The organism is Pacificoceanicola algae (assembly GCF_049341065.1).
Lineage (GTDB): Bacteria > Pseudomonadota > Alphaproteobacteria > Rhodobacterales > Rhodobacteraceae > Pacificoceanicola.
Genome location: NZ_JBMPIX010000009.1, coordinates 127,912 through 153,653, shown reverse-complemented (window position 1 = coordinate 153,653; position 25,742 = coordinate 127,912). Strand labels below are relative to the sequence as shown.

24 protein-coding genes are annotated in these 25,742 nt (G+C 60.8%); 9 read left to right on the top strand and 15 right to left on the bottom strand.

Translation table 11 applies throughout. The features are described from left to right. Positions 1-24: 24 nt before the first annotated feature. A complete protein-coding gene (locus ACOYQJ_RS14925; protein ID WP_422906828.1) occupies positions 25-633 on the bottom strand; it encodes an enoyl-CoA hydratase/isomerase family protein in 609 nt (202 codons plus the stop codon). Then, positions 630-1,379, bottom strand: coding sequence for an SDR family oxidoreductase (locus ACOYQJ_RS14920; protein WP_422906827.1), 750 nt, complete (start codon positions 1,377-1,379; stop codon positions 630-632). Before ACOYQJ_RS14920 ends, ACOYQJ_RS14925 begins: the two co-directional genes overlap by 4 nt. Before the next feature lie 136 nt (positions 1,380-1,515). Here ACOYQJ_RS14920 and ACOYQJ_RS14915 point away from each other — a divergent pair, with 136 nt between their 5' ends. After that, entirely contained in the window at positions 1,516-3,030 is a 1,515-nt protein-coding gene (locus tag ACOYQJ_RS14915) for a DUF2125 domain-containing protein (RefSeq protein ID WP_422906826.1), read from the top strand. Between the two features lie 80 nt (positions 3,031-3,110). On the opposite strand, the gene ACOYQJ_RS14910 is transcribed toward ACOYQJ_RS14915, so the two are convergent. Further along, positions 3,111-3,863: an SDR family NAD(P)-dependent oxidoreductase gene (locus tag ACOYQJ_RS14910; RefSeq protein ID WP_422906825.1), complete on the bottom strand. Its 753-nt coding sequence runs from the start codon at positions 3,861-3,863 to the stop codon at positions 3,111-3,113. Positions 3,864-3,926: 63 nt separating this feature from the next. Next, positions 3,927-5,174 (bottom strand): UbiH/UbiF/VisC/COQ6 family ubiquinone biosynthesis hydroxylase, encoded by a 1,248-nt coding sequence (locus ACOYQJ_RS14905; protein ID WP_422906824.1) that lies wholly within the window; start codon positions 5,172-5,174, stop codon positions 3,927-3,929. 45 nt (positions 5,175-5,219) lie between these two features. Between ACOYQJ_RS14905 and ACOYQJ_RS14900 the strand changes: the two genes are divergently transcribed. The 3 genes from ACOYQJ_RS14900 (at position 5,220) to ACOYQJ_RS14890 (ending at position 11,045) form a co-directional block, all read left to right on the top strand. Further along, positions 5,220-6,551: an amidase gene (locus ACOYQJ_RS14900; RefSeq protein WP_422906823.1), complete on the top strand. Its 1,332-nt coding sequence runs from the start codon at positions 5,220-5,222 to the stop codon at positions 6,549-6,551. A 227-nt stretch (positions 6,552-6,778) separates the two neighbouring features. Continuing rightward, positions 6,779-7,966 (top strand): aminotransferase class I/II-fold pyridoxal phosphate-dependent enzyme, encoded by a 1,188-nt coding sequence (locus ACOYQJ_RS14895; RefSeq protein ID WP_422906822.1) that lies wholly within the window; start codon positions 6,779-6,781, stop codon positions 7,964-7,966. Positions 7,967-7,985: 19 nt separating this feature from the next. Next, positions 7,986-11,045, top strand: a complete 3,060-nt coding sequence (locus ACOYQJ_RS14890; RefSeq protein ID WP_422906821.1) for a DNA translocase FtsK — start codon at positions 7,986-7,988, stop codon at positions 11,043-11,045. A gap of 34 nt (positions 11,046-11,079) precedes the next feature. Here the strand turns inward: ACOYQJ_RS14890 and ACOYQJ_RS14885 are convergent, their stop codons facing one another. Next, complete coding sequence (locus tag ACOYQJ_RS14885) at positions 11,080-11,928, bottom strand: hypothetical protein (protein ID WP_422906820.1); 849 nt, start codon at positions 11,926-11,928, stop codon at positions 11,080-11,082. Between the two features lie 30 nt (positions 11,929-11,958). Here ACOYQJ_RS14885 and ACOYQJ_RS14880 point away from each other — a divergent pair, with 30 nt between their 5' ends. Beyond that, on the top strand, positions 11,959-12,558 hold the full coding sequence (locus ACOYQJ_RS14880; protein ID WP_422906819.1) for a LolA family protein: 600 nt from the start codon (positions 11,959-11,961) through the stop codon (positions 12,556-12,558). A 363-nt stretch (positions 12,559-12,921) separates the two neighbouring features. On the opposite strand, the gene rplT is transcribed toward ACOYQJ_RS14880, so the two are convergent. The 4 genes from rplT to pyk all read right to left on the bottom strand — a co-directional run bounded on the left by rplT (position 12,922) and on the right by pyk (position 15,324). Continuing rightward, a complete protein-coding gene (rplT, locus tag ACOYQJ_RS14875) occupies positions 12,922-13,287 on the bottom strand; it encodes a 50S ribosomal protein L20 (protein ID WP_422906818.1) in 366 nt (121 codons plus the stop codon). 15 nt (positions 13,288-13,302) lie between these two features. Next, complete coding sequence (rpmI, locus tag ACOYQJ_RS14870; RefSeq protein WP_422906817.1) at positions 13,303-13,503, bottom strand: 50S ribosomal protein L35; 201 nt, start codon at positions 13,501-13,503, stop codon at positions 13,303-13,305. Between the two features lie 119 nt (positions 13,504-13,622). Next, complete coding sequence (locus ACOYQJ_RS14865) at positions 13,623-13,847, bottom strand: hypothetical protein (protein ID WP_422906816.1); 225 nt, start codon at positions 13,845-13,847, stop codon at positions 13,623-13,625. A gap of 31 nt (positions 13,848-13,878) precedes the next feature. Then, positions 13,879-15,324, bottom strand: coding sequence for a pyruvate kinase (gene pyk / locus ACOYQJ_RS14860; RefSeq protein WP_422906815.1), 1,446 nt, complete (start codon positions 15,322-15,324; stop codon positions 13,879-13,881). Positions 15,325-15,456: 132 nt separating this feature from the next. Between pyk and ACOYQJ_RS14855 the strand changes: the two genes are divergently transcribed. Together ACOYQJ_RS14855 and ACOYQJ_RS14850 are read left to right on the top strand one after the other, a co-directional pair. Beyond that, on the top strand, positions 15,457-16,194 hold the full coding sequence (locus ACOYQJ_RS14855; protein ID WP_422906814.1) for an N-formylglutamate amidohydrolase: 738 nt from the start codon (positions 15,457-15,459) through the stop codon (positions 16,192-16,194). A 13-nt stretch (positions 16,195-16,207) separates the two neighbouring features. After that, on the top strand, positions 16,208-16,522 hold the full coding sequence (locus ACOYQJ_RS14850; protein WP_422906813.1) for a DUF1244 domain-containing protein: 315 nt from the start codon (positions 16,208-16,210) through the stop codon (positions 16,520-16,522). Between the two features lie 64 nt (positions 16,523-16,586). On the opposite strand, the gene ACOYQJ_RS14845 is transcribed toward ACOYQJ_RS14850, so the two are convergent. The 5 genes from ACOYQJ_RS14845 to ACOYQJ_RS14825 all read right to left on the bottom strand — a co-directional run bounded on the left by ACOYQJ_RS14845 (position 16,587) and on the right by ACOYQJ_RS14825 (position 22,258). Further along, positions 16,587-17,174 (bottom strand): glutathione S-transferase family protein, encoded by a 588-nt coding sequence (locus ACOYQJ_RS14845; protein WP_422906812.1) that lies wholly within the window; start codon positions 17,172-17,174, stop codon positions 16,587-16,589. Between the two features lie 15 nt (positions 17,175-17,189). After that, on the bottom strand, positions 17,190-18,215 hold the full coding sequence (gene holA, locus ACOYQJ_RS14840) for a DNA polymerase III subunit delta (protein ID WP_422906811.1): 1,026 nt from the start codon (positions 18,213-18,215) through the stop codon (positions 17,190-17,192). Continuing rightward, complete coding sequence (lptE, locus tag ACOYQJ_RS14835; protein ID WP_422906810.1) at positions 18,212-18,676, bottom strand: LPS assembly lipoprotein LptE; 465 nt, start codon at positions 18,674-18,676, stop codon at positions 18,212-18,214. The genes holA and lptE overlap by 4 nt, the downstream gene beginning before the upstream one ends. Before the next feature lie 7 nt (positions 18,677-18,683). After that, entirely contained in the window at positions 18,684-21,368 is a 2,685-nt protein-coding gene (gene leuS / locus ACOYQJ_RS14830; protein ID WP_422906809.1) for a leucine--tRNA ligase, read from the bottom strand. A gap of 107 nt (positions 21,369-21,475) precedes the next feature. Beyond that, positions 21,476-22,258 (bottom strand): hypothetical protein, encoded by a 783-nt coding sequence (locus ACOYQJ_RS14825; RefSeq protein ID WP_422906808.1) that lies wholly within the window; start codon positions 22,256-22,258, stop codon positions 21,476-21,478. A 166-nt stretch (positions 22,259-22,424) separates the two neighbouring features. Between ACOYQJ_RS14825 and ACOYQJ_RS14820 the strand changes: the two genes are divergently transcribed. Continuing rightward, complete coding sequence (locus ACOYQJ_RS14820; protein WP_422906807.1) at positions 22,425-23,684, top strand: glycosyltransferase; 1,260 nt, start codon at positions 22,425-22,427, stop codon at positions 23,682-23,684. Positions 23,685-23,741: 57 nt separating this feature from the next. On the opposite strand, the gene ACOYQJ_RS14815 is transcribed toward ACOYQJ_RS14820, so the two are convergent. Then, positions 23,742-24,245, bottom strand: a complete 504-nt coding sequence (locus tag ACOYQJ_RS14815) for a DUF3576 domain-containing protein (RefSeq protein ID WP_422906806.1) — start codon at positions 24,243-24,245, stop codon at positions 23,742-23,744. Positions 24,246-24,649: 404 nt separating this feature from the next. Here ACOYQJ_RS14815 and ACOYQJ_RS14810 point away from each other — a divergent pair, with 404 nt between their 5' ends. Further along, on the top strand, positions 24,650-25,690 hold the full coding sequence (locus ACOYQJ_RS14810; RefSeq protein WP_422906805.1) for a porin: 1,041 nt from the start codon (positions 24,650-24,652) through the stop codon (positions 25,688-25,690). Positions 25,691-25,742: the final 52 nt, after the last annotated feature.

Here is a 25,742-nt window from a genome sequence, read left to right as displayed (position 1 = left end):
ACATTCCCCGCCACTACGACCCGGTTAGCCAATCAACCTTTTGATCGCGGCAGCATGTTCGGCGCTCGCGCCAAGGGTGTCCGCTGCCAGCTCCTGCGCGGCGTCCAGCAGGTCGCCGTCGGTCACGCGGTCAATCAAGCCCCAGGTCTGAGCCTCCTGCACGGTGATCTTTTCTCCAGCCATCAGGATGCGTTTGGCGCGGCTGGTGCCGACCAGTGCAGCCAGCCTTTTCGGGTCTGACGGCTGCGGCAGAAAACCCAGCTTCATCACCGGGTAAAAGATTTTGGCCTCTGGCGCAGAAATCCGCAGATCGCAGGCCAGAAACATCCCCATAGCCCCACCGGCCACCGTGCCGTTGAGCGCGCATATGGTGATGCCGGGAAGGCGCGCGATCGCACCGGACAGCCGTTCCCAAAGCGGTGAGGTGGCCAAACCGGCGCGGGCTGCCCCAAGATCGGCCCCCGCCGAAAACACCTTGCCCGTACCGGTCAGCACCAGCCCGCGCGCTTCGCGGGCGTCCTCGGCGATCACGCAGAGTGCCTCGAGCATCTGCGGCGTCAGAGAGTTTGCCTTTTCGGGGCGGTTGATCGTGGCGATCCACAGACCGCCGTCTTGCTTGGTCAGTTCAATCACGCCAGACCCACCTTGGCCCGAATGCCTTCGTCGCGCAGCGAAACTTCGTCGCCCAGATAGCCATCGGCCTCGGCACCGCACATCCAAAGCAGCGCTTTGGCGGGCCATTCGGGCGGCACATGGTCGGACCAGTCCAGCTGCGACACAGGATTGATCCCCGAGGCTTTGATCTCGCGCTGCATCTGGGTCGCCACGGTGCCGGGCGAGAGGGAAATCGCGCGGATCCCCTGATCGCGGTATTCCTTGTCTGCCATCCTGGTCAGCATCAGCGCCCCCGCTTTGGAGCTGCAATAATGCGACCAGCCTTCGACCGGGCCATGCGCCGCGCCCGAGCCAATCGTCAGGATCGACCCGCCGCCCTGCGCCAGCATCACCGGAAGCGCGGCACGCATGCCGTGAAAGACACCTTTGAGATTGATGTCGATCACCTCACCCCATGAAACCGGGTCAGCTTCGGCCATATGGGAAATCGGTTCGATCACCCCGGCGTTGTTGATGAGAATGTCCAGCGATCCATGCGCCTTGATGCAATTTGCAACGGCCTGCTCCATCTCCCAATAGCGGGCGATGTCGCAGGGAATGGCCACGGCCTGCGCGCCGATGTCCCCGGCAATTTCCGCAATCGCATCGGCTCCGCGGGCGACAAGCGCCACTTTCGCCCCGGCACCCGCGAAAATCCGCGCAGCCTCGGCGCCGATGCCCCGGCTTGCCCCTGTAATCAACACAGTTTTTCCAGCTAAATCCATGGTTTGCCCCTTTCTGACGCGGCGATCCCTCGCATTGTAGGTAAAGCGTACATAGTATGGAATCCAGTCCCTTGACCCAGTTGCCGTGCGGGCAGAAACTGAGGCAGACATTTCGTTGCTATCGATGAGGATATTCATGAAACAACTTACAACCGTCTCGGCTCTGGCCTTTTGCGCCATGGCAGGCCCGGCGCTCGCAGACGTGTCTCCCCAGCAGGTCTGGGATGATCTTGGGACCTATATGCAAGGCTTCGGCTATTCCGTGGACGGGACCGAGGCAATGTCCGGCGATACGCTAACAGTGTCCGACGTGGTGATCGGGATGCCGATCCCCGAGAGCGACGGCGCAGTGACCTTCGGCATGGACCAGATTTCGCTGACCGATCGCGGCGACGGCACGGTGTCCGTGAGTTTCCCGACCACGATGCCGATCGCCATTACCTCGGAAATCGAAGGCGACGAACTGGATATGGTCCTCGATTACACCCACGACGGTCTTGAGATGATCGTCTCGGGGGCGCCCGAGAACATGACCTATACCTACACAGCGAATTCGCTCGGCATGGTCTTGTCCAAGCTGGTCGTCGAAGGGGATGTGATCACCCGCGACATGGCACGTGTTGCCATGACCATTGCAGGACTCGAAGGGTCTACCAATAGTGTCCTGCGGGGCGGTTTGCGCAGTTTGTCGCAAAATATGTCGTCGACCGATCTGACCATCGATGCAGCCTTTAACGATCCGGAAAGCAGTGACGGGGGCGTATTCAACGTCAAGATGTCCGGCGTTGAGATGACTTCCGAAAGCGTGCTTCCCGAAGGCATGGATTATTCCGATCCGACCAAAGTCTTCGAAGCGGGTCTGACCACCGCGGGCGAGCTTTCGCATTCCGGCAGCAAGGTTGAATTCTCAGCGACAGAAAACGGCACCACGAATGGGACGATGAGCACTTCTTCGGGGCACATCAAATTCGGTGTTTCGGGCGAAGAGCTGAGCTATGAAATCGGCAATACCGACATGGTTCTGGCCATCGCTGGCCCGGCGATCCCTCTGCCGATCAACGCCGAGATGGCGGAAACATCGTTTCGCTTTGCCGTACCGCTGAAACCTTCGGAGGAGCCGCAGGATGCTTCGATGGGCATGACGCTTGCCGGGTTCAAGACGTCGGAAATGCTGTGGAACATCTTTGATCCGGGCGCTGTACTGCCGCGCGATCCGGCAACGATTTCGGCGGATCTGACGGCCAAGGTGACGCCTTTCGTCAACCTGATGGACCAGGAGGCTATGCTTCAGGTCGAATCTGGCGAACAACTCCCCGGTGAACTGAATGCAGTGACCCTGAACAGCCTCCTCGTCGAGGCCGCAGGCGGCAAGATCACTGGTGATGGTGCATTTACTTTCGACAATTCCGACCTTCAAAGCTTTGACGGCATGCCGCGTCCCGAGGGCAAGCTGAACCTGTCTGTGTCCGGAGCAAACGGGCTGATCGACAAGGTGATCCAGATGGGCTTTATCACCGAACAGGACGCCATGGGCGCGCGGATGATGCTGTCGATGTTCACCGTTCCGGGTTCGGCGCCGGATACGGCGACCTCGACCATCGAAGTTAACGCTCAGGGCCACGTTCTGGCCAATGGTCAGCGCATCAAGTGATGCCTTGAGTGCGGTTAGTCCCCGCCAATCATAAAAAAACGCCGCGTCCGGGAAACTGGGCGCGGCGTTTGCGTTATGCGTTACTTGCGCAGGGCTGGCAGGCCGACGCCTGTCGATTCAAAGCCGCCATCGGCTGCGATCACTTGCCCTGTGACATAAGACGCCTTGTCCGACGCAAGAAAGGTGATCACTTCGGCCAGTTCGCGTTCGCTGCCATAGCGGTTCAGCGGGATGGCGTCATGATAGGCGTCGATGATTTCCTGCGAGTGGACCGCCATCGCCAGTTTGGTCCGCACCGGCCCCGGCGCCACGCAGTTCACGCGGATGCCGAATTCGCCCAGTTCGGCCGCGTATTGCTTGGTCATCTGGATCACCGCCGCCTTGGAGGTGCCATAGGCCACCCGCAACGTCGATGCGCGCAGCCCTGAGATCGAGGCGATATTGACGATCGAACCCCTAGTTTCCTTCAGCGCCTCGGTGCAGGCTTGCGAGCACAGGAAGACGCCGTCAAGGTTGGTCTCCATGACCCGGCGCCACATCTGAAAGGTGCAGTCGCCAATCGGTCCGAATTCCGCCACGCCTGCGTTGTTTATCAACGCGTCGATCCGCCCGGCCCAGCCCTTGGTTTCCGCGACCATGTGTTCGACGTCCGCGGGGATCGAGACATCCCGCACGATGGCCAGCACATCCTTGCGCTCTGTCGCGACTTTCAGCAGTTCTTCGCGGTCCCGGTCGACCATGGCGACTTTCCATCCCATCTCAAGGAACAGGTCCGCCGTGGCCAAGCCGATGCCGCGCGCGGCGCCGGTGACGATTGCACATTTCTGGGTCATTTTGCCCCTCCCAAATCCAACTCGCGCCTTTTTGGCACGCCGGTCAGAAGGGGGGAAGGGGGCTTAACTCCGCATCAGGTCCGGAAGCTCTCCGGTCAGACCGGCCGCCTCGCGGATGAAATCGCGGCGCAGGCCGGGGGCGGCGTTGACCAGCGCCATACCAAGATCGCGGCCCATGCGCAGCAAAGGGTTGTCGTTGGAAAAAAGCCTGTTGAACACATCGGTCGCCGCCGCAAGCGAGGCCGTGTCCCAGCGCCGCCAGCTTTGGTAGCGGGCCAGAACCTGCGGGCTGGCGAAATCTTCGCCGCGCCGCACCGCGTGGGTGATGACATGGGCCAGCGCCGCCACATCGCGTAGCCCTGCGTTCAACCCCTGACCGGCAATCGGATGCATCCCATGCGCCGCATCGCCCACCAGCGCCACGCGATCCGCCACAAAGGCGTTCGCCAGCGTCAGGTTCAGCGGATAGGTGTAGCGCCCTCCGGCAAGGCTGATCTCGCCCAGAAAATCGCCAAAGCGCGGGCGCAGGACATCCAGATATTGCGCTTCGGGCAGGGCGTTGATCGCGCGGGCCTGGGCGTCTTTCTCACTCCAGACGATGGAACTGCGATTGCCCGTCAAAGGCAGGATCGCCAAAGGCCCGGGCGGCAGAAACAACTGATGCGCAATGCCGTGGTGGGGTTTTTCATGGGCGATGGCGCAGACCAGTGCCGTCTGACCATAGCTCCACCCGGTGCGCTTGATCCCGGCACGTGCGCAGGTGCCGCTTTTCCGGCCATCGGCGCCGACCAGAAGGCGCCCGGACAGGGTGCCCCCCGAGGCTAGGGAAACGCGCGCCCCATATGCGTCAACCTCCTGAGAGATAACGGTTTCACCGGACAGGTGAGTGATCTTGTCATTGGCCTGCATGGCCGCCAGCAATGCGCGGCGAAGATAGCGGTCCTCGACCATATAGCCCATCGGGCCGTCTTCGATCTCGGCGCTGTCGAAGTGCAGCCCGAGAAACACCTTGGCATCCCCGACGCGCCCGTCCGAAACCTTGATTTCCTGCATCGGTTGCGCGTTATCCGCCAGCTCGTTCCACAGTCCTAGCGCGGCCAGCATCCGCTGCGACGACAGCGCCAAAGCGTAAGAGCGGCCATCGAATTCGCCTGCCTCGCGGGTGGCGACGGGCAGGGCGTCGATGACGGTGCTTTTCAGACCCGCCTTGGCGGCGGCCAGCGCAAGCGCGGGGCCGTTCAGACCGCCGCCGATGATGATCAGATCGTTCTCCATGAGTGGCAATATGCGCCCCTTATCGGGATTGTCCATGCGCCCCGCTGCCGCTACCGTCAGGGCAAAACACGAGGGGCCGTAATGACCGATTATTCGCAGATGAGCGCAGCCGAACTTGGCCGGGGCATCGCCGCAGGTACGATTGATCCCGTCGAGTTGACCCAATATTTCCTGACGGCGATCAGGGCCCACCCCTTGGGGCCGCGCATCTATGCCCGTCTGACCCCGCAGCGCGCCTTGGCCGAGGCTGAGGCTGCCAAAGTGCGCGCGGCCTCGGGTCAGCGCCTGTCGCCCTTGGATGGCGTGCCGGTCAGTTGGAAGGATCTTTTCGACACGGCAGGCACCGTGTCCGAGGCAGGGTCGCACCTGCTGCGTGGGCGCATTCCGGGCCAGGACGCCGAAGTGCTCAGGACCGCGACGGCGCTTGGCCTTGTCTGTCTGGGCAAAACCCATATGTCGGAGCTGGCCTTTTCGGGGTTGGGTCTGAACCCGGTGACGCAAACCGCGCCTTGCGTGAATGACCACGCAGCGGTGGCGGGCGGATCGTCTTCCGGGGCGGCGGCTTCGGTGGCGTTCGGGCTGGCGGCCGCGGCGATTGGCTCGGACACCGGTGGATCGGTGCGGATTCCCTCGGTCTGGAACGATCTTGTCGGGTTGAAAACCACCTCGGGCCGTCTGAGCCGTAAGGGTGTCGTGCCCCTGGCGGCCAAGTTTGATACCGTTGGCCCACTGTGCCAAACGGTCGAAGATGCGGCGCTGGTGCTTGCCGCTTTGGAGGGGAGGCCGCCGATCGACTTGCGCGGACCCAGCCCCCTGAAGGGGCGCCGCTTTGCCGCCCTGCAAACCATTGTCATGGACGATCTGCGAGACGCTCCCGCGCAAGCCTATGCCTCGGCCATAAAGCGGCTTGAGGCTGCTGGCGCCGAGGTGATCCCCTTTGACTTCCCCGAACTTGTGGGGCCGATGGGCGACGCCGCAATCCTTTACACCACCGAAGCCTGGGCGACATGGGGCAAGGCGATCGAGGCGCGGCCGCAGTTGATGTTCGCCCCGATCCGCGAGCGCTTTGCTGCGGGCGCCGCGCACAATGGCGCCGACTATGTGGCCGCTTGGCAAAGACTGGAACAGGTACGCGCGCTTTGGCTTGAAAAGACCGCTGGCTTTGATGCCGTGCTCTGCCCAACGGCCCCCAACCTTGCCCCGAAAGTCGACAAGCTGATGGAGCAGGGCGAGTATTATGTCACCGAAAACCTGATCACACTGCGCAACACGCGCGTTGGCAACCTGATGGGCGGGTGCGCGATCACTCTGCCCACGGGGACGCCAAGCTGCGGCATAAGCCTGATGGCTCCGCCAATGGCCGAAGAACGCCTTCTGCGCATTGCAAAATCCGCGGAAACAGCGCTGGCCTGACGCATCGTCGCAGCGGTTGCATCTGGTCGAAAACCGCTTGTGGCGTTGCAACATTGCCACGGCGGCGGCGGGCGTTTCTTAGTGTCCGCCCGCTCATTGCGACATTCCCGCCACATGGCCGCGTCATGGCGTCAAGATTCTGGACAGAAGCCCCCCTAATTCCGTATCCTGCGGCAAAGCGGGACGACAATGATCCCGCACCCCGAGGCAGTTAAAAGCGAAACCCTATGTTCCCCGAGCGGTTCTCGAACCTACCGGCCTATGCGTTCCCGCGTTTGCGCGCCCTTTTGGACGTGCACGAAGCGGGTGGGCCGGTGCGGCACATGTCGATTGGCGAGCCGAAACACCCGTTCCCGGCGTGGATCACCGATATCATCACCGAAAACGCTGCGGATTTTGGTCGCTACCCACCGAACGAAGGCACGCCCGAACTGCGCGCCGCCATCGCCGATTGGGTGAAGCGCCGCTTTGACGTCAGCCTTGATCCCGACACAAAGGTCATGTCGGTCAACGGCACCCGCGAGGCGCTTTACAATGCCGGAATGGCGCTTTGCCCGGAAACCAAGGGCGGCGAACGTCCCGTGGTTCTGATGCCGAACCCGTTTTATCAGGTCTACATGATCTCGGCGATCTCGACCGGGGCCGAGCCGGTCTTTGTTCCGGCCACTGCCGAAACCGGCCACCTGCCGAACTTCGCAGCATTGCCCGAAGAGGTACTGAAGCGCACCGCGCTTTGCTATGTCTGCTCACCTGCGAACCCGCAGGGCGCCGTGGCAGACGAGGCATATTGGCATGCGCTTCTTGATCTGGCCGAGCGGTATGATTTCCAGATCATGGCGGACGAATGTTATTCCGAAATTTACCGTGATACGCCCCCGACGGGCCTGTTGAGCGTGGCGCAACGTATGGGCGCCGACCCCGAACGCGCGGTGATCTTTCATTCCCTGTCAAAGCGCTCCAGTCTGCCGGGACTGCGTTCCGGCTTTGTCGCGGGCGGCCCGGAAAGCATCAAGCGGATGAAGCAGTTGCGCGCCTATTCCGGGGCCCCGATCCCGCTGCCCTTGCAGGCAGTTTCGGCCGCGCTGTGGGCAGATGAGGCGCATGTGGTCGAGAACCGCGCGCTGTACGTCCGGAAATACGAACTGGCTGATCGCATCTTTGGCAATGTGCCGGGGTATATGCCGCCACAGGCTGGCATGTTCCTTTGGCTACCGGTCGAGGATGGCGAGGCCGCGACGCTCAAGCTGTGGCAGGAAACCGGTGTCCGCGTGTTGCCGGGTGAATATCTGTCAAAGGACACAGCGCAGGGAAATCCGGGCAAGGGATATATCAGGGTGGCGATTGTTGCCCCCTACGACGAGGCCGAGGCAGGGCTGACGCTTATCAGGGACTGCCTGTATGGCGATAACAAGTAAGAAAAAGACGAGGCGAGGCATGGCATCTTATCAGTCACGGGGCCGAGACCCCTTGTTCGACACCAACACCGCGATGACGTTGGAAAAGCGGGGACGCGAACTGGCAGGGATTGCACTGGTGATCGTCGGGTTGATGGCTGCTGCGATGATCGCCTCATACACGCCCGAAGACCCGTCTTTCATGACTGCCACGGACGCGCCTGTTCAGAACTGGATGGGGCGGATCGGGGCCTCGATTGCCGCGCCGCTGTTCATGATCATTGGCTGGGGCTGCTGGGCCGTTGCGGCCTGTTTCCTTGTCTGGGGTGGTCGTCTTGCGCTTCACCGCGAGGAAGTTGGCGCGCTGTCCCGTCTGGTGTTCGCTCCGATCTGGGTTGCTCTTTGCTCGGTCTATGCCTCGGGCCTCGCCGAGAGCGCCGGTTGGAGCCACAACTTTGGCCTTGGCGGACTGTTCGGCGACATGATGATGGGCTCGCTTCTGAACCTTTTGCCGGTTGATCCCGGGCTTGGGCTGAAATTGGTGCAACTTTTGCTGGGCGCTGTGATCGTGGTCTTTGGTGCCTATGTGCTGGGCTTCACCCGGGTCGAGATCAAAAGCCTGAGCCGTTTCCTGATGCTGGGCGTCGTGATGGCCTATGCCAACCTCATGACCCTGCTGGGCAAAAGCGCGAATGGCGCCGTCGGGGCCGCACAAAAACTACAAGCCGCCAATGCCGAGCGCCGGGCACGCAAGCAGGCCGAGGCAGCCGAAGCCGCGGAATGGGCCGCAGCGCAAGAGGCGATTGCCGAGCCGACTGTCACCCAACGCGTCCGCCGCGCTGATACCTCGGTGATCGACGACGATGTCCCTGCATTCATGGACGATATCGAGGCCGCCGCGCCCCAGCCGGAAAAAACCAGCTTTCTGTCGCGCATGCCGTCGCTGATCAAACGCGGTGATCCAATGCCCGAACCCGAGATGGTCGACGCTGTCATCGATCATGATGTCGATGCGCCGGGCGAAGATCGCGTCAAGGCGAAGATCGCCGATGTGATCCGGTCGCGCCGCGTAAGCAATCCGCTTGTGGCTTCGAAATCTGCGCATGACCCGAGCAAGCCTTTGACCAAAGGGCGTGGGCATGGTCCGCAGCCGCTGATCTTCAATCCTTCGCCGCAGCGCACAACGCTGCCGCCCGAGCCGCCCTTGACCAGTACCTCCCGTGCTTCTCTGCCGGTCGAGCCGCCGTTGACGGCCGCTGTGGCCACAGTCGCCGCCGCCCCGATTCCTCAGGCGCCAACCCTTCGCGCCCCGACCGAGGCCCCGATGGACGCGGCCTACGGCGAGATGCGGGATTTCGACGATTACGGCGATGACGACTATATGGATGACGGCTACGGCGATGATTTGGACGAGGCGATCATCATGGACAGCCCCGCGCCGCAGGCCGCCGCGCGAGAGGCTCTGCCGCCGATGCCCGAGCCGAAAAAGGTGGTTCAACAGCCGCTGCGCAAACCGATCCAACCGTCAAAGCGGGCACAGGCCGAGGCGCAACCACAGCTGAAATTCGAGGACCACCGCCCCGAATACGAATTGCCGCCGCTGGGTTTGCTGATGCCGCCGGACCAGATTGAGCGCCATGTGCTGTCTGACGAGGCGCTGGAAGAGAACGCGCGGATGCTGGAATCGGTGTTGGATGACTACGGCGTCAAGGGCGAGATCGTTTCGGTCCGGCCCGGCCCCGTGGTCACCATGTACGAACTGGAACCGGCGCCGGGTCTGAAAGCTTCTCGTGTGATCGGTCTGGCCGATGACATCGCGCGCTCCATGTCGGCGCTGTCTGCACGCGTCTCGACCGTGCCGGGACGCAGCGTGATCGGGATCGAACTGCCCAATGACAACCGCGAAATGGTGTCCTTCCGCGAAATCCTTGCGGGCCGCGATTATGGTGATGGCAAACATGGTCTGCCGCTGGCCTTGGGCAAGGATATCGGCGGCGAACCAGTCGTGGCAAACCTTGCCAAGATGCCCCACCTGCTGATCGCCGGGACCACGGGCTCGGGTAAATCTGTGGCGATCAACACGATGATCCTGTCGTTGCTTTACAAGCTGACGCCCGAGGATCTGCGTCTGGTGATGATTGACCCAAAGATGCTGGAACTGTCCGTTTATGACGGCATCCCGCACCTTCTGTCCCCCGTTGTGACCGACCCGAAAAAGGCCGTTGTGGCTTTGAAGTGGGTCGTCGGGGAAATGGAGGACCGTTACCGCAAGATGTCCAAAATGGGCGTGCGGAACATCGACGGATACAACTCTCGCGTGGCCGATGCCCTGAAGAAGGGCGAGATGTTCAGCCGCACCGTCCAGACCGGTTTTGACGATGAAACGGGCGAACCGGTGTTCGAAACCGAAGAGTTCGAGCCCAGGAAGATGCCCTTTATCGTCGTCATCGTTGACGAAATGGCCGACCTGATGATGGTTGCGGGCAAAGAAATCGAAGCCTGCATCCAGCGACTTGCGCAGATGGCGCGGGCTTCGGGTATTCACCTGATCATGGCAACGCAGCGCCCCTCGGTGGACGTGATCACCGGCACGATCAAGGCGAACTTCCCAACGCGGATCTCCTTCCAGGTCACCTCGAAGATCGACTCGCGCACCATTCTGGGCGAGATGGGCGCCGAGCAACTGCTGGGCATGGGCGACATGCTGTATATGGCGGGCGGGTCGCGGATCACCCGTTGCCACGGGCCGTTTGTCAGCGACGAGGAAGTCGAAGAGATCGTCAACCACCTCAAGGCCTATGGCCCGCCGGAATATGTTGGCGGCGTGGTGCAGGGGCCGGATGATGAAAAAGCCGAAAACATCGACGCGGTGCTGGGCCTGAACACCGGCGGCAACACCAACGGCGAAGACGCGCTCTACGATCAGGCGGTGGCGATTGTCATCAAGGACCGCAAGTGCTCCACATCCTACATCCAGCGCAAACTGGGCATCGGCTATAATAAGGCCGCGCGTCTGGTCGAGCAGATGGAGGACGAAATGGTCGTCAGTTCCGCCAACCATGTCGGCAAGCGCGAGATTTTGGTGCCGGAACAGGCCTGACAAAAAAAACGGGCGCTTTCGGGCGCCCTTTTCGTTAGCGTCGGCGGGGAAAGAATTTCCTGCTGAAGGCGAACCATTCCGTCGAGCCGACTTCTTCTGCGATGTGATAATACTTGGCCTCAAGGTGCCAGCGGCCATTTCGATAGTGGCGATGCGTCGCCAAGGCGAGCGCCTTGTGCCCCTCCAGATTATTGCCGTGATACAGGGCAATAAGGTGAAACCGCCAGCGCAGCAGCAATGGCAAACTGTCATAGAGTTCTGACTTCAGGGGTTTTCCTGGCTGTCTGGGAGGCGGCGTTGGGCGCAAATACGGGCGCATGGCCTCTGTCCAGTACCACCTTGTCCAGCGGCGCTCTAACAGACCGCATTCCGCCAACGACACAAAGAGCTGCTCCTTGCCCTTCGCGGGCTTCATTGCGATGTCCCATTGCCGAAGGGCGCTCTCCATGTATCCCGGTAGTAAATCGGGCAAATGCTTGAGCAGGATCGCGAACTCGGACCATGTCAGGGTGCTTGTGTCGATCTCGTCTGGGGTTCGGCTCAGGGTCGGGCGATCGGCGGTGTTGATATAGATCGTGTACCCATAATCATATTTCTCGACGGGAATAACACCCAACGTGACCAATAGCGTGTAGAGGTCCTTTGGGTAGCCCTGGAGGGTCTCCCACTGGCCCATCGTTCCAGCATCGGCGAGAGATGCGAGATGACGCAGCGCTTCTGACAGAAGCTTTGCCGCAAGGGTGGCTTGGTTCGGGGTCAGGCAACGGGACATGGACACAAACGGTTGAAGCGGTAAACTCTTCCTCTTGATCGGTGGAGATTTGCCCACGATATCAAAAAGCGACCCACGCGCTATCGCATAACGCACGGGGAGGTGCCACATAACGGGCACCCCGATGAAGAAGGAACGAGTATGATCCGCAGAGCTTTCACCGCCGGCCTTCTGGCCTTTGGCACCCTCGCCGCGCTCCCGGCAAGCGCGCAGCAGTTGTCGCTGGGCGCGATCTCGCAGTATCTGAATTCGCTCAAAACCGCGCAGGGCAGCTTTACCCAAATCAACGGCGATGGCACGATTTCCACCGGGACAATCGCGATCAAACGGCCGGGCAAGGTGCGGTTCGACTATAACCCGCCGGAACGCGCGCTGGTGCTGGCCTCGGCGGGGGCGGTCTATATCCTTGATCGCAAGCTGAACGCGCAGCCCGAGACCTATCCGTTAAACCAGACGCCGCTGTCGATCATCCTTGATCGCAACGTGAATCTCGCAAAGGCGGGCATGGTCAAAAGCCACAGCTATGACGGGACGGCGACGGTAGTGACCGCGCAGGATCCCAAACGTCCGGAATACGGCACCATCCAGTTGAAGTTCACCGCCAATCCGGTCGAGTTGCGCCAATGGATCATCACCGACGGCGACGGCAACCAGACGACGGTGGTTCTGGGCGGGCTGACCAAGGCCAACCTGCCGAACAGTCTTTTCTATATCGAGCCTGAATTGAAAAAGCTGCGCTGAGACGCAGCATCTGGTGACTTCATCGCGTAGTCTCTGGCTTTCGCCTTTGGCTGAGCCGAGAAGAGTGATGCAGGCAATCGCCGTGGCTATCATTGGTCAGGGTTCGAATAGCAGTAGAGACTGCACCAGACCGCGCTGCCCAACAGGCTATCCCGGATTGGTTTCGTACCCAACCATCCTCAGGATAGAAAAGCAGCCGCGAGCGGCAAATGCTGGCCCCTGCAGCGGCAAAACCGCCGAAAGACGCTTTGCCAGACTGTCATTCATTACGCTGCCACACAGTGCCAAAATATGGCTGGATCAACGAAAAAGGCCCGGGCGCTGTGCCCGGGCCTTTTGTCTTATTGCATCGGTTCTGTCAGCTCAGGCTGCCAGTGCGCCTTTGGCCTGATCGACGATCGCGCCGAAGGCTTCGGGCTCGTGTACGGCCAGATCGGCCAACACTTTGCGGTCCACCTCGATGCCTGCTTTGGTCAGGCCGTTGATGAACTTGGAGTACGTCAGGGCCTCATCATGGGCGCGGACAGCCGCGTTGATCCGCTGGATCCACAGTGCGCGGAAGTTGCGCTTGCGGTTCTTACGGTCGCGCGTTGCGTACTGGTTGGCCTTGTCGACGGCCTGTGCGGCAACCTTGAAGGTGTTCTTGCGACGGCCATAGTAGCCTTTGGCTGCCTTGATGACCTTCTTGTGACGCGCGTGTGTGACGGTTCCGCCTTTAACTCGGGACATATCTAAACCTCCTGATTAGCGGTCGTAGGGCATAAAGCCCTTGATGATCTTTGCGTCAGGCTCCGACAGAACTGTCGTGCCGCGCGCGTCGCGGATGAATTTCTTGTGGCGCTTGATCATGCCGTGGCGTTTGCCGGCCTGACCACCAACCACCTTGCCGGTGGCTGTGACCTTGAAGCGCTTTTTGGCGCTCGACTTCGTCTTCATCTTGGGCATTTCGGTCTCCTTCTACATCGCGCGACTCGGCATGCCACTTGGGCCGGACGCACGGTTGGAACGCGCCGTATAGGGGGGCAGGGAAGCTTTGGCAATAGGGCTTTGCCGGGTAAAACGCTTTAGCCGACGAAATCGCCAATCACGTGGTAGACCACGTTAGGAACGTCCTTAATGCGATATCCGCCCTCTTTCTGGTTGATGGCATAAACCATCAATCCGCCCGCCACGATGGCAGTGATGGAGGCCGCGCGTGGAGCGCGGCCATCGGACAGTGCTGAAACAATAGCCGGAATGGATAGCACGGCCAAAACCATGCCGACGACCAAAGTTGTATCGGGATCCATGCGGAACTCCTGTCAAATAGTTAACAGAAGGTTACTCCGGATCCGTGCTGTAGATCAAACGTTCGTCGCAGGGCGCGACGCGCAAAATGTTGGTGCTGCCGGGGACGTTGAAAGGCACACCTGCGGTCACCACGATCTGATCGTTTTCATCCGCATAGCCATCCTTGCGCGCCGCACGGGCGGCGTTGACCACAGCCTGCTTAAAGCGCTCAAGTTCACCTGTCATAACGCAATTCGTGCCCCAGTGCAGCGACAACCGGCGCGCTGTACCGCGAAGCGAGGTCATGGCGATGATCGGCACACGCGGACGTTCCCGCGCAACCAACGCAGCGGTTGTCCCAGAGGAGGTAAAGCAGCAGATCGCCTTGATATCCGTGGTCTCAGCGATCTCGCGGGCAGCGGCGACAATACCATCGGCGACGGTATGGCGCTTTGCGTGACGCGAGGCTTCGATGATCTCGGTATAGGTCTCGTCGCTTTCGACTTCGATTGCGACGTTGTTCATGGTGGTCACGGCTTCGACCGGATAATCGCCGGCTGCCGATTCTGCCGAAAGCATGATCGCGTCGGTGCCTTCGTAGATGGCGGTTGCCACGTCCGACACCTCGGCCCGCGTGGGCATCGGCGATTCGATCATCGATTCCAGCATCTGAGTCGCAACGATCACCGGCTTGGCGGCGGCGCGACACTTGCGCACCAGACGTTTCTGGATCGGAGGCACGTTCTGCACCGGAAGTTCGACGCCCAGATCGCCGCGCGCCACCATGATGCCGTCGGATACGGCCATGATTTCGTCAAAGGCCTCCACGGCGGCGGGCTTTTCGATCTTCGACAGGATCGCGGCGCGTCCATCGGCCAATACGCGCGCTTCTTCGACGTCAGCCGCGCGCTGCACAAAGGAAAGAGCCAGCCAGTCAACGCCCAAGGCACAGACAAACTCCAGATCCTTGCGGTCTTTCTCGGAAAGTGCTGCGAGGGGCAGCACCACGTCCGGCACGTTCACGCCCTTGCGGTTCGAGATGGTGCCGCCGGTCACTACGGTGCAATTGGCGAAATCCGCGCCGCATTCTTCGACCCGCAGGCGAATCTTGCCGTCATTGACCAGCAGATGCGATCCGGGCTTGAGCGCTGCAAAAATCTCGGGGTGGGGGAGGTTCACACGCTTGTGAGTGCCGGGCGTGCTGTCCAGATCAAGGCGGAAGCTTTCGCCCCACTCCAGATCCTCTTCACCATTGGCGAACTCTCCGACGCGCAGTTTCGGCCCCTGAAGGTCGGCCAGAATCGCGATCGGGCTGTCCAGATCCTTTTCCACCTGGCGAATGATGCGGTGCTTTTCCGCGATCTCTTCGTGTTTGCCGTGGCTCATGTTCAGGCGGAAGACATCCGCGCCAGCCTCGTGCAGCGCACGGATCATTTCATAGGTCGAGCTGGCTGGTCCCAGCGTCGCCACGATCTTGACGTTGCGATCTCTTTTCATATCGGGTCCTCTCGGCTCGGTATCCTGAGTGGGTACCTGCGTTCGCGTTAGCGCTATCACGCGCGTCCATTGCCCGCAATTCCCTTTACCGTACAACTGGATTATCTGTTGCATGCAAACGATAACGAGATCATGACATATACTCCTTACCATATTGATGGCGAAGACCGCGATAGCCCTTGGCTCATAACCTGTGATCACGCGTCGAACACCGTTCCTCCGGATCTGGGGGGGACGCTTGGCCTGCATGATTCCGACATGGCGCGGCATATCGCGTTTGATCCGGGCGCCGCTGGGGTCGCTTTGGCGCTGGGTCGGGCCTTGGGGGCCCCGGTTCTGCTGTCCAATTTCTCACGGCTGGTGATTGATCCCAACCGGGGCGAAGACGATCCGACGCTCTTGATGAAGCTCTACGACGGCTCGATCATACCGGGCAACCGTCGCGCCGATGCGGCTGAAAAGGAACGGCGCCTGAACGCTTACTATCGGCCCTACCACGATGCTTTGGCACGGCTAGCCGTCAGGCGCGACGATACGGCCATCGTCGCGGTGCATTCCTTTACCCGGCAGTTGCGCGGTCGCCCGACCCGGCCCTGGCATATCGGCATCTTGCACGCCTACGACAGCCGCCTGTCCGATCCCCTTATCGCCTTGCTCGAAGCCGAGCCGGATCTGACCGTTGGTCGCAACGAACCCTACCCGGGCCATCTGCCCGGCGACGTCATCGACCGTCACGCCCTGCACCAAGGGCGCAACAACACATTGATCGAACTGCGTAACGACCTGATCGAAACAGAGGCCGCGCAGGAGCATTGGGGGGAACGACTCGCCCCCATGCTCGTGCAGGCTCTCGCGCAGGTGCCAGAATAACAGGAGAACAGCCATGGACGACCAGACCCGCCTCGAAATCGAAGCCGCCGCCTTTCGCCGCTTGCGTCAGCACCTGATGGAAGACCGCAAGGACGTACAGAACATCGATCTGATGAACCTTGCCGGTTTTTGCCGCAACTGCCTGAGCCGCTGGTATCAAGAGGCCGCAAATGAGCGTGGCATCGAGATGGACAAGGAACAGGCGCGCGAAATCTACTACGGCATGCCCTATGATGACTGGAAAAACCAGAATCAGACGGCCGCCGACGCTGAAAAGCAAAAAGCCTTTGAAAAAGCCTTCAAGGAAAACGTGACGGACAAATCCTGAACCGTCACGTCCTTCACTGGTCTCTAAATATCCCGGGGGAGCGCGCAGCGCGGGGGCAGAGCCCCTACCGCGCAGCGGCCCTTTGGAATGGCTCCCGGCTGCGCAGCCGTTTCACGTAGGCCCGAAACGCCTCGGGAGCTTCGGGGAAGCTCGCGTTTTGCGCCCAGCCACCACAATGGCACAGGATGAAATCCGGCACCGAGATATCGTCGCCCATCAGGTAGGGGTCTGCGGCCTCGGCCATGATCTTTTCAAGGTTGCGGGCATACTCGGCGCGGCAGGCGCTCTTGACCTCCGGCACGCGCTCGGCCTCGGGTAGCACGAAGGTGTGTTTGGCTGCTGTCCAAAGCTGGCCCTCGATCTCATCGAGAATGCGGAAAGTCCATGCGTCCTGCCGGGCGCGTTCCTGCGTGCCTGCTGGGGCGGTAAAGGCGCCATGTTTGTCAGCGAGATAGGTGAGGATCGCCGAGCTGTCTGGGATGACCATGTCGCCTTCGACCAGCACCGGCACTTTGCCCAGCGGGCTGACCTGCCGGACCTCCTCCGATTGTGGTCCGGCGGGTACATGGGTGAATGGCACACCCAGTTCTTCCAGCATCCAAAGCACCCGGAACGCTCGGCTTCGCACCGACCCATAAAGTGTGTAACTCACTGTCTTTCCTTCCGTTTAACGGCGTGCCAGATAAGCCAGACGCACGAAGGCGCGTTCGACCAAGGCCAGTGCCGGAGCCTTTTGTCCGGCTGACCGAAGGGTCAGGTCGGTTTCCATCAAAATATCCAGTGCCGATTCCAGCCGGGACACTGTCCAGTTTTGCGCCTGCCTCATTATGCGGTCCCGGCGCGGGCCAAACAGCGGTGGGCGCAGCCGCCCGATGCCCTGTGATGGCCCGCCGGGGGCCGAGGCCAGCGTATAAAGCGTCCGGAAATGCCGCGCGCCCATGATCAGCAGCGTGACCGGGGCGACGCCCTGCGCCGACAGCCGCTGCATCACCGGGGCGATATCGCGCGTGCGGCCTTCGGCCAGCACATGAAACACTTCGTCGATTTCCGCCTCTACCGAAGCCGGGGCATTTAGCGCAACCTCATCCGGGGTTAGCGGTTCCGGGTCGTCCAGTTTGTAAAGGGCGACCTTTTCCAGCGTCTGGCGGAAATCGCCGGGGGTCAGGCTGCGCGCCAGCACCTCAAGCGCTGCCATGGCGTCACGCCCGACCTCGTGCAGCCCTGCGCGGGCCAGTTCCGCCTCGATCTCGGCCCGGCCCATGGGGTCATTGTAGAGTGCCGCGCAAAAGGCATGGGGGGCGCTTTCGAACAGCTTGCGCAGCGGTGACTTGGTCGCCAGCTGCCCGGCGGTCACGACGATCTGTGCATCGCCTTCGCGCCAGTCCTGCAAGGCCGCGCCAAGGGTCTTGGACAAACCGTCCGTGGCTTCCTCGACAAGCACCGCGCGGGGGCCGGGAAAGAAACCCTGCGCTTTGACCGCATCCAGCAGCATTGCCGGTTCTTTGCGCAAGTCGGCGCCGGGGATGCGGGTCAGGCGCATTTCTTCTTCGCCTGCGGGGCCGGTGATATTGGCCACCACCTCTTGTCGTTTCATCGCAACGCGCATCGTGTCTTCGCCAAAGATCAGCAGCCCGGCCACTTTTGGGTCGGGGCGCTGGAAAAAGGCGTTCGCGTCGCGCGGGTTCAGTTTCATCCGGGCAGATCAGAGGCTTGCAGGATCAGTTTGTCGATGACCTGATCGGCGAGGATGATCATCAGCCGCTCGCCTGCATCCCGTTCGGCCGCCAGCGTCGCCACGGTCGAGCCTGTGGTAGAATAGCCGGTAAAACTTTCCGTCCGGCCTTGCAGCAGGACCGCGCCGGTGGCGGCGTCTTTCAGCGTGTAATTTGCCCGTCCCAGCAGGCGGTACCGCGTGGTATTGCCGGACGAGGTGCTGCCAAGATCCTGCTGATCGGTCTTCTTGATGACGCTCAGAATGTAGGGCGCGCTGCTGACGCGGCCCAAACGTTCCTCGAACCGACGGTTGAAGATGTAGTCGTTCGGCGTTTTCGGCGCATCCAGCGCAATGCGTCCCATCAGGCGGTTGCCTGCCCCCTCGGGTCCGTAGACCGGAGTGAAGCCGCAGCCGCCCAAGGCCAGCGCACCAAGGATCATTGCTCTTTTAGACAACCACATTGACGATCCGCCCCGGCACCACGATCAGCTTTTTCGGTTGGCCCCCATCAAGGGCCTTGACCACAGCTTCGTGTGCAAGAGCGGCTTTTTCAACCTCTTCCTTGGGCATTTCCCGCGGCACCTGCATTTCGCCGCGGCGCTTGCCGTTGATCTGGATTGGCAGCGTCACGGTGTCTTCGACCAGCATCGATTCATCTGCCTCGGGCCAGGGCGCGTTGGCGATCAGCCCGGTTCCGCCAAGAATCTGCCAGACCTCTTCGGACAGATGCGGTGTCATTGGCGCCATCAGCTGTGCCAGTGTCTTGGCGGCCAGCGTTTTGGCGGTCTTGCCGGCGCGGGATTTCTGCAGCGCATTGGTAAAGGCGTAGAGTTTGGCGATCGACGCATTGAAGCCAAAACTTTCGACGCCAAGCGTCACGTCGTGGATGGCCTTCTGCATTTCGCGCAGCAGGGCGTCGTCCTCGCCGGTGGTTTCGACGTCAAGTGTCGCGATTTCGGTGGCGATGCGGTGGACGCGGCTCAGATGCCGGTGCGCGGCTTCGGCGCCGGAGGCGGTCCATTCCACGTCGCGTTCCGGCGGGCTGTCGGACAGCACGAACCAGCGCGCGGTGTCGGCGCCATAGGTCTTGATGATCTCGACCGGGTCCACAACGTTGTTCTTGGACTTGGACATCTTGGCCGAGGGGATGATACTGACGTTTTCCCCGCGACCCTTGGCGATCTGATCAATCCGTTCGTAGTCGGTGGGATCACCAACTTCTTCCGCCAACTCCTCGACCACCGACTTCAGGATAGCTCGCTTTTCACCGCTCGAATTAGTAAACTCGATCACCTCTTCAGGGTAATGGTAAATCGGTCTTTGTGTCGTACTTCGAATATTGGGATCACCAGTCTCGTTCTCGTCATAGCGGTATGACTGGTAAATCGCGTGGGTCACCATGCCTTGGGTAAACAGCGCGTCAAAGGGTTCGCGCGATTTCTCGGGCAGGTGGCCACAGATGTTCATAGCGCGAGCAAAGAAACGTGAATAAAGCAGGTGCAGGATCGCGTGTTCGATGCCGCCGATATACTGATCGACGTTCATCCAGTAGTCCGCCTCGGCCATGACGGTCGGCGTGTCCGCGCGCGGCGCGGTGAAGCGTGCGAAATACCACGACGAATCGACAAAGGTGTCCATCGTGTCGGTTTCGCGCTTGGCCGGTGCGCCGCAGGAGGGGCAGGCACAATCGCGCCACGTGGGATGGCGATCCAGCGGGTTGCCCGGCACGTCAAAGGTCACGTCATCGGGCAGTTCGACCGGCAGGTTCTCTTTCTTTTCAGGCACCACGCCGCAGGTGTCGCAATGCACCACGGGGATCGGGCAGCCCCAATAGCGCTGGCGCGACAGGCCCCAATCGCGCAGGCGAAACTTGGTTACGCCCTGGCCGACGCCGTTCGCTTCGCAAAAGTCGATCGTGGCGTCGATGGCTTCGTTGCCGGTTTGGATCTCGTTGCCCGCGACAAGGCGGGTAAAACGGACCTTTTCCGTCTTGGCGGGAACGAAAGGTTCCTTTTGGATGTCGTAATCGCCATCCAAAGGCAGAAAGGTGTCGATGATCGGCAGGTCGTATTTGATGCAAAAATCATGGTCGCGCTGATCGTGCCCCGGGCAGCCAAAGATCGCGCCCGTGCCGTAGTCCATCAGGATGAAGTTGGCGATATAAACCGGCAATTCCCATGAGGTGTCAAAGGGATGGCGGACCGTCAGCCCTGTGTCGAACCCAAGCTTCTCAGCCTTTTCGAGCGCCTCTTCGGTGGTGCCGCCCTTGCGCATCTCGGCGAGGATCTCGGCAATTTTCGGGTCGTCCTTTTCCAGCTGTTTGGCCAGCGGGTGGTCGGGCGAAATGCCGACAAAAGACGCGCCCATCAGCGTATCAGGCCGGGTGGTGTAAACCTCGATCCGGTCAAAGCCCTCGGGGCCGTCGATGGTGCTGAAGGCAAATTGAAGGCCGCGCGATTTGCCGATCCAGTTGGCCTGCATCAGTTTGACCTTGGCAGGCCAGTTATCAAGCGTGTCGAGCGCGTCGAGCAGTTCCTCGGAGAAATCCGAGATCTTGAAGAACCACTGGGTCAACTCGCGCCGTTCGACCTCGGCACCCGAGCGCCAGCCCTTGCCGTCGATTACCTGTTCGTTGGCCAGCACGGTCATGTCGACCGGATCCCAGTTGACCACGGCGTTCTTGCGATACACCAAGCCTTTTTCGAGAAAGTCGATGAACAGCGCCTGCTGCTGGCCATAGTATTCCGGATCGCAGGTGGCGAACATGCGCGACCAGTCAAGGCCAAAGCCCAGCGGCTTCATCTGCCCGACCATGGTGTCGATGTTTTCGTAGGTCCATGTCTTGGGATGGCCGCCAATCGCCATCGCGGCGTTTTCGGCGGGCATGCCAAAGGCGTCAAAGCCCATCGGGTGCAAGACGTTATGGCCTGTCGCCAGTTTGTGGCGCGCGATCACGTCGCCCATGGTGTAGTTGCGCACATGGCCGATGTGGATGCGGCCCGAAGGGTAGGGGAACATCTCAAGCACATAATACTTGGGCTTGTCGCCTGTCCGGGTCGCCTTGAAGGTTTCGGCCTTGTCCCAGGCCTCTTGCCACTTCGGCTCGATCGATGCGGGGTCGTAACGCGACATGGGGTATCCTTTGCAGGTCTTCGCCCGAGGTCAGGGTGTCGGGCATCTTTGCGGGGCGTGATAGGCCGCGCGGGGGCGTTCGTCCAGTGCAAGCGCGTGTTTGACCGTTAATCCGAGGCCCTTCGGGCAACGCGCAGAAGCCTCTGCTTGGTTTGATGGACGCAATCGTCGGGCAGGCCGCTGCGATTGAGCGCCAGAAAGACTGGTTCCAGGCCAAGGTCGATCCGCGCATTTTCGATGTCGGGGCGCGCGCCGCGCTGCGCTTCGGGCAGCTCAAGCAGATCATAAAACGCGGTTGCTGGCCCGTGCGGGGCATTGCGCAGCGCCTCAAGCGGCTGGCTGATGACGCGGGTGTGGGGAAGGGCGCTGCGTACCTGCCGAACCACACCTTCCAGATCGGCGGCTTCACCCATGCTTTCGCGGTATTCGTCAAACGAGGTTTCGATCCGCGTGCTGCGCAGGTGCTGCCAATAGGTGCTTTTGATCCAGCCCTCGGTGTCGCGGGTCGAAAAATAGAATGTCAGGTCCAGCTTGTCGCCAAGCTGCGCGCGCGCCGCACGATAAAAGGTCTGCATCAGCGGCGGGCAGGCGTCATAGCTGCGCACCCCGGCCCGGCCCGGCATCCAACCGGCCAAATCCTCGGCGGTGATCAGGACAGGGCGGGGTTCGCCGACAAATTCGGCCATGACGGCGCGGGCCTGTTTGTCGAACTCATGCAAATGCGCCTCGCGCCCGGTGCGCGAGTACCGCTGAGCGGATTTGGTCAACGGCAGGATGTCGTCGCGCAACACCAATCGCACCGCTTGGTCCACAAAGGCGTTCTGGCGCAGCGCCATCTGTGCGCTGGTGGTTCCGGTCTTGTGAAACCCGGCATGGATGATGAACTTCATCGCGGTCCTTCCCTTTGCCGCGGGCACAGTGTCGGGGAACTCGGTGCCAAGGCAAGTCATCGGGCGGTATTTCCGCAACCCAGCGTGGCACTTACTGCAAACGGGATTGGCCCGGCCGTTTCGGCGTGGCAAGAAGGCTGGCAACAGACAAGCCAAGGTCGAGCCGATGAAAATCCTTTTGATCCACCAGAATTTCCCGGGCCAATACAAACACCTTGCCCCGGCTTTGGTGGAGCAGGGGCATCAGGTGGTTGCCTTGACATGCAAGGTCAAGGAAGCCTCGACCTGGAAGGGGGTGCGGATTATCCCCTACGAGGTCAAAGGCGCCAGCACCAAGGGGATACACCCATGGCTTGCGGATTTCGAGACCAAGTTGCTGCGCGGCACGTCGTGCTATCGCGGGGCTATGGCGCTGAAAAATCAAGGCTTCGAGCCGGATGTGATCTGCGCCCACCATGGTTGGGGCGAGTCGCTGTTTCTCAAGGACGTCTGGCCGAATGCCCGGTTGGGGCTTTATTGCGAGCTTTATCACCTGGCAACCCAGCCCTTCATGAACTTCGACCCGGAGTTCCCTTCGAAAAACCCCGAGGCGGATCGGCTGCGCATCCGTATGAAGAACCTCAACAACCGCCTGCATCAAGAGATCATGGATGCGGGTCTGTCGCCGACGCGGTTTCAGGCTTCGACCTTTCCGGCGGAATGGCAGGACAGGATCACCGTGGCGCATGATGGCGTGGATACTGACCTTGTCGTGCCGAATCCCAATGCCAGTTTGTTGGTGCATAAGGATGTGACCCTGACCCGGGGTGATGAAGTGATCACCTTCATCAACCGCAACCTTGAGCCCTATCGCGGCTATCACATCTTTATGCGTGCGCTGCCGGACATTCTAAAGCGTCGGCCAAATGCCCATGTGGTGCTGATTGGCGGCGATGAGGTCAGCTACGGGGCCAAGGCGCCGAATGGCCAAAGCTGGAAACAGATCTTCATTGATGAAGTGCGCGGGCGTATTCCGACGCCGCACTGGCAGCGGGTGCATTTCCTCGGGCGGGTGCCCTACGAGGTCTACCTGTCGATGCTTCAGGTCAGCCGCGCTCATGTATATCTGACATATCCCTTTGTCCTGTCGTGGTCGCTGCTCGAGGCGATGAGCGCGGAATGTGCGGTTCTCGCCTCGGGGGTGGAACCGGTGCGCGAAGTTGTCACTGAAGATGAAAACGGCTGGATGGTCGATTTCTTTGACAAGCAGGCCCTAGTCGATCGGCTTTGTGCTTTGCTGGACGACGATGCGACCCGCAAGCGGCTGGGGGCCAATGCCCGCGCCTTCGTGCGCGAGAATTATGACTTGAGAGCCAAATGCCTGCCGCAACATCTTGATTGGGTGCAAAATCTGTCCCAGCTTGATCCGCGCCCGGTATTGGACTGACCAAAACAAAAGGCGGGGAACCCCCCGCCTTGCGCCGACTGTCCAAGGACATCCTTTTTACAATTTGCTGTCCTGCGCACGCAACTGGCGCGCCCGGGTGAGAATCGCATCTTCGATTGCGCGAACGGTCGCTGGTGCGACAGGGCCCGAGCGGGTCATCAGCGCGATATTCAGCGAACGTGCATCCAAGGCGGGATCGTTGACATAGATCGTCGCACGATAGGCACGCCCGCCGCCGGGAGGGGTGCCATAGCCCGTTGTGATCACGCCGGTGAACGGATCGACCGACTGTACCGGCAGAAAGTTCAGCGTCTCAAGCGCGGCATTCCAGATGTATTTGTTGACCTGACCGACCTGGCCTTGGTCCGGGCGGGCGCGGAAAATGTCCCAGATGGTGCCACGCGGTTTGCCGCGGTCGCCATAAATGATCTGATCGTTAGTCTCTTCTGCCGAGGGCGTATCGACCGGCTGGCCTCTTCCACCTCCAAAGACGCCGCAGCCTGACTGGACAAGCAGAGCCGTTACCAGCCCCAGTCCCAGTGCAATACGCTTGATGTCCATTTGCAGCCTCCTGCGGAATTCCCGATTTCCACCTGAATACTAGGCGCGCGGCGCAGCGGCAAGCCGTCAATGCCGCGTTGGGGCAATGGGCCGTGTACGAATGGTCTACATTATAAGGAATCGCCCGCGCGCGCGTGACGTGCGACTGCTGTGCCGTGGGCAGAAGTTCAAGATGACCAAGAGTATAAAACCGCTTTGGTCTCATGAAATTGGCGGAAATCTGCGCAGTTGGTGTGAGTTGGCAGGGGAGGGCGAAAACCTTGTGGCAATTGCGCATCACTGATTTGCTTGTTGCGGGATTGGTTTTTGGATCGCTTGCAAAGACCGGGTCAGCGGGCGCATAGACATCTCATCAAAGCCGGGCAACCCGGATTGGTAGTGCCTTTGAACACATGAGGGAAACAATGAAAAACATTCTGTTCGCGACCACTGCACTGGTTGCTACCGCGGGCGCAGCTTCGGCAGAGATTGCTCTGACCGGCTGGGCTGAAATGGGCATCGTCGGCGGCAGCCGCTACGGCGACACCACCCAGTTCTTCACCGACGTTGACGTCACCTTCACCATGACCGGCGAAGCAGACAACGGCCTGACCTTTGGCGCAGTTGTTGACCTGGACGAAAACGGCGCATTCGGCAACACCACCCAGGGTGGTGAAGTGATCCACGTCGCATACGGCAACGCCAAGCTCTCCATGGGCGACGTTGACGGCGCGTTCGACGCGGCTCTGCAGGAAGTCAACATCGGTGGTTCCATCGACGACTCCGAAACTTTGCACCTGGGCTTCAGCGGCAACGCTGGCTTGGACGGCTCCTACGACGGCCAGATCGCTCAGTTCGCTTACTCGTTCAACAGCTTCACCGGCTACCTGTCGGCTGAAATCGACGACACCGGCACCTTTGACCCGGTTTGGGGTATCGGCGTTAAGTACAGCGCAGACATCTCCAACGCCACCGTTGGCGTGGGCATCGGCTACCAGGCTGGCGACCAGAACTTCGCAGACGCTTCGGCTCTCGTTGCTTTCGCAGCAGCTGCCGCCGCGCCGACCTTCGAAGGCGCAGTGGTTGCATTCGCAGCCAACGCAGCTCGTTCGGACATCTGGGGCATCAGCCTCGACACCACGTTCAACAACGGTCTCCAGGCCCGCCTCAACTACGCGGCAGCCAACTACTCGGATATCGCTGGCCTGAACGACGAGACCGAAACTTTCTGGGCTCTGGGCCTCGGCTACTCCATGAACGCACTGACCATCGGTGTGAACTATGGCAAGTATGACGACTACCTCGGCATCAACAACCTGGAAGCCAAAGGCTACGGCCTGGCAGTCGATTACGATCTCGGCGGCGGCCTGCAGGCACAGCTGGGCTACGGCAAAGAAGAAGTTTCCATCCCCGGAAGCTCCTTCGAGAACGACACGTTCTCCCTCGGCCTGCGGATGGACTTCTAAGTTCATCTACCAGCCAATCGGCTAAGGGAAGAGCGGGCCTTGCGCCCGCTCT

Bases quoted from the DNA above. Each gene is read 5' to 3' on its own strand.
- ACOYQJ_RS14920 (WP_422906827.1), bottom strand. From the start codon at position 1,379: ATGGATTTAGCTGGAAAAACTGTGTTGATTACAGGGGCAAGCCGGGGC.
- ACOYQJ_RS14915 (WP_422906826.1), top strand. From the start codon at position 1,516: ATGAAACAACTTACAACCGTCTCGGCTCTGGCCTTTTGCGCCATGGCA.
- ACOYQJ_RS14910 (WP_422906825.1), bottom strand. From the start codon at position 3,863: ATGACCCAGAAATGTGCAATCGTCACCGGCGCCGCGCGCGGCATCGGC.
- ACOYQJ_RS14905 (WP_422906824.1), bottom strand. From the start codon at position 5,174: ATGGACAATCCCGATAAGGGGCGCATATTGCCACTCATGGAGAACGAT.
- ACOYQJ_RS14900 (WP_422906823.1), top strand. From the start codon at position 5,220: ATGACCGATTATTCGCAGATGAGCGCAGCCGAACTTGGCCGGGGCATC.
- ACOYQJ_RS14895 (WP_422906822.1), top strand. From the start codon at position 6,779: ATGTTCCCCGAGCGGTTCTCGAACCTACCGGCCTATGCGTTCCCGCGT.
- ACOYQJ_RS14890 (WP_422906821.1), top strand. From the start codon at position 7,986: ATGGCATCTTATCAGTCACGGGGCCGAGACCCCTTGTTCGACACCAAC.
- ACOYQJ_RS14885 (WP_422906820.1), bottom strand. From the start codon at position 11,928: ATGTGGCACCTCCCCGTGCGTTATGCGATAGCGCGTGGGTCGCTTTTT.
- ACOYQJ_RS14880 (WP_422906819.1), top strand. From the start codon at position 11,959: ATGATCCGCAGAGCTTTCACCGCCGGCCTTCTGGCCTTTGGCACCCTC.
- rplT (WP_422906818.1), bottom strand. From the start codon at position 13,287: ATGTCCCGAGTTAAAGGCGGAACCGTCACACACGCGCGTCACAAGAAG.
- rpmI (WP_422906817.1), bottom strand. From the start codon at position 13,503: ATGCCCAAGATGAAGACGAAGTCGAGCGCCAAAAAGCGCTTCAAGGTC.
- ACOYQJ_RS14865 (WP_422906816.1), bottom strand. From the start codon at position 13,847: ATGGATCCCGATACAACTTTGGTCGTCGGCATGGTTTTGGCCGTGCTA.
- pyk (WP_422906815.1), bottom strand. From the start codon at position 15,324: ATGAAAAGAGATCGCAACGTCAAGATCGTGGCGACGCTGGGACCAGCC.
- ACOYQJ_RS14855 (WP_422906814.1), top strand. From the start codon at position 15,457: ATGACATATACTCCTTACCATATTGATGGCGAAGACCGCGATAGCCCT.
- ACOYQJ_RS14850 (WP_422906813.1), top strand. From the start codon at position 16,208: ATGGACGACCAGACCCGCCTCGAAATCGAAGCCGCCGCCTTTCGCCGC.
- holA (WP_422906811.1), bottom strand. From the start codon at position 18,215: ATGAAACTGAACCCGCGCGACGCGAACGCCTTTTTCCAGCGCCCCGAC.
- lptE (WP_422906810.1), bottom strand. From the start codon at position 18,676: ATGATCCTTGGTGCGCTGGCCTTGGGCGGCTGCGGCTTCACTCCGGTC.
- leuS (WP_422906809.1), bottom strand. From the start codon at position 21,368: ATGTCGCGTTACGACCCCGCATCGATCGAGCCGAAGTGGCAAGAGGCC.
- ACOYQJ_RS14825 (WP_422906808.1), bottom strand. From the start codon at position 22,258: ATGAAGTTCATCATCCATGCCGGGTTTCACAAGACCGGAACCACCAGC.
- ACOYQJ_RS14820 (WP_422906807.1), top strand. From the start codon at position 22,425: ATGAAAATCCTTTTGATCCACCAGAATTTCCCGGGCCAATACAAACAC.
- ACOYQJ_RS14815 (WP_422906806.1), bottom strand. From the start codon at position 24,245: ATGGACATCAAGCGTATTGCACTGGGACTGGGGCTGGTAACGGCTCTG.
- ACOYQJ_RS14810 (WP_422906805.1), top strand. From the start codon at position 24,650: ATGAAAAACATTCTGTTCGCGACCACTGCACTGGTTGCTACCGCGGGC.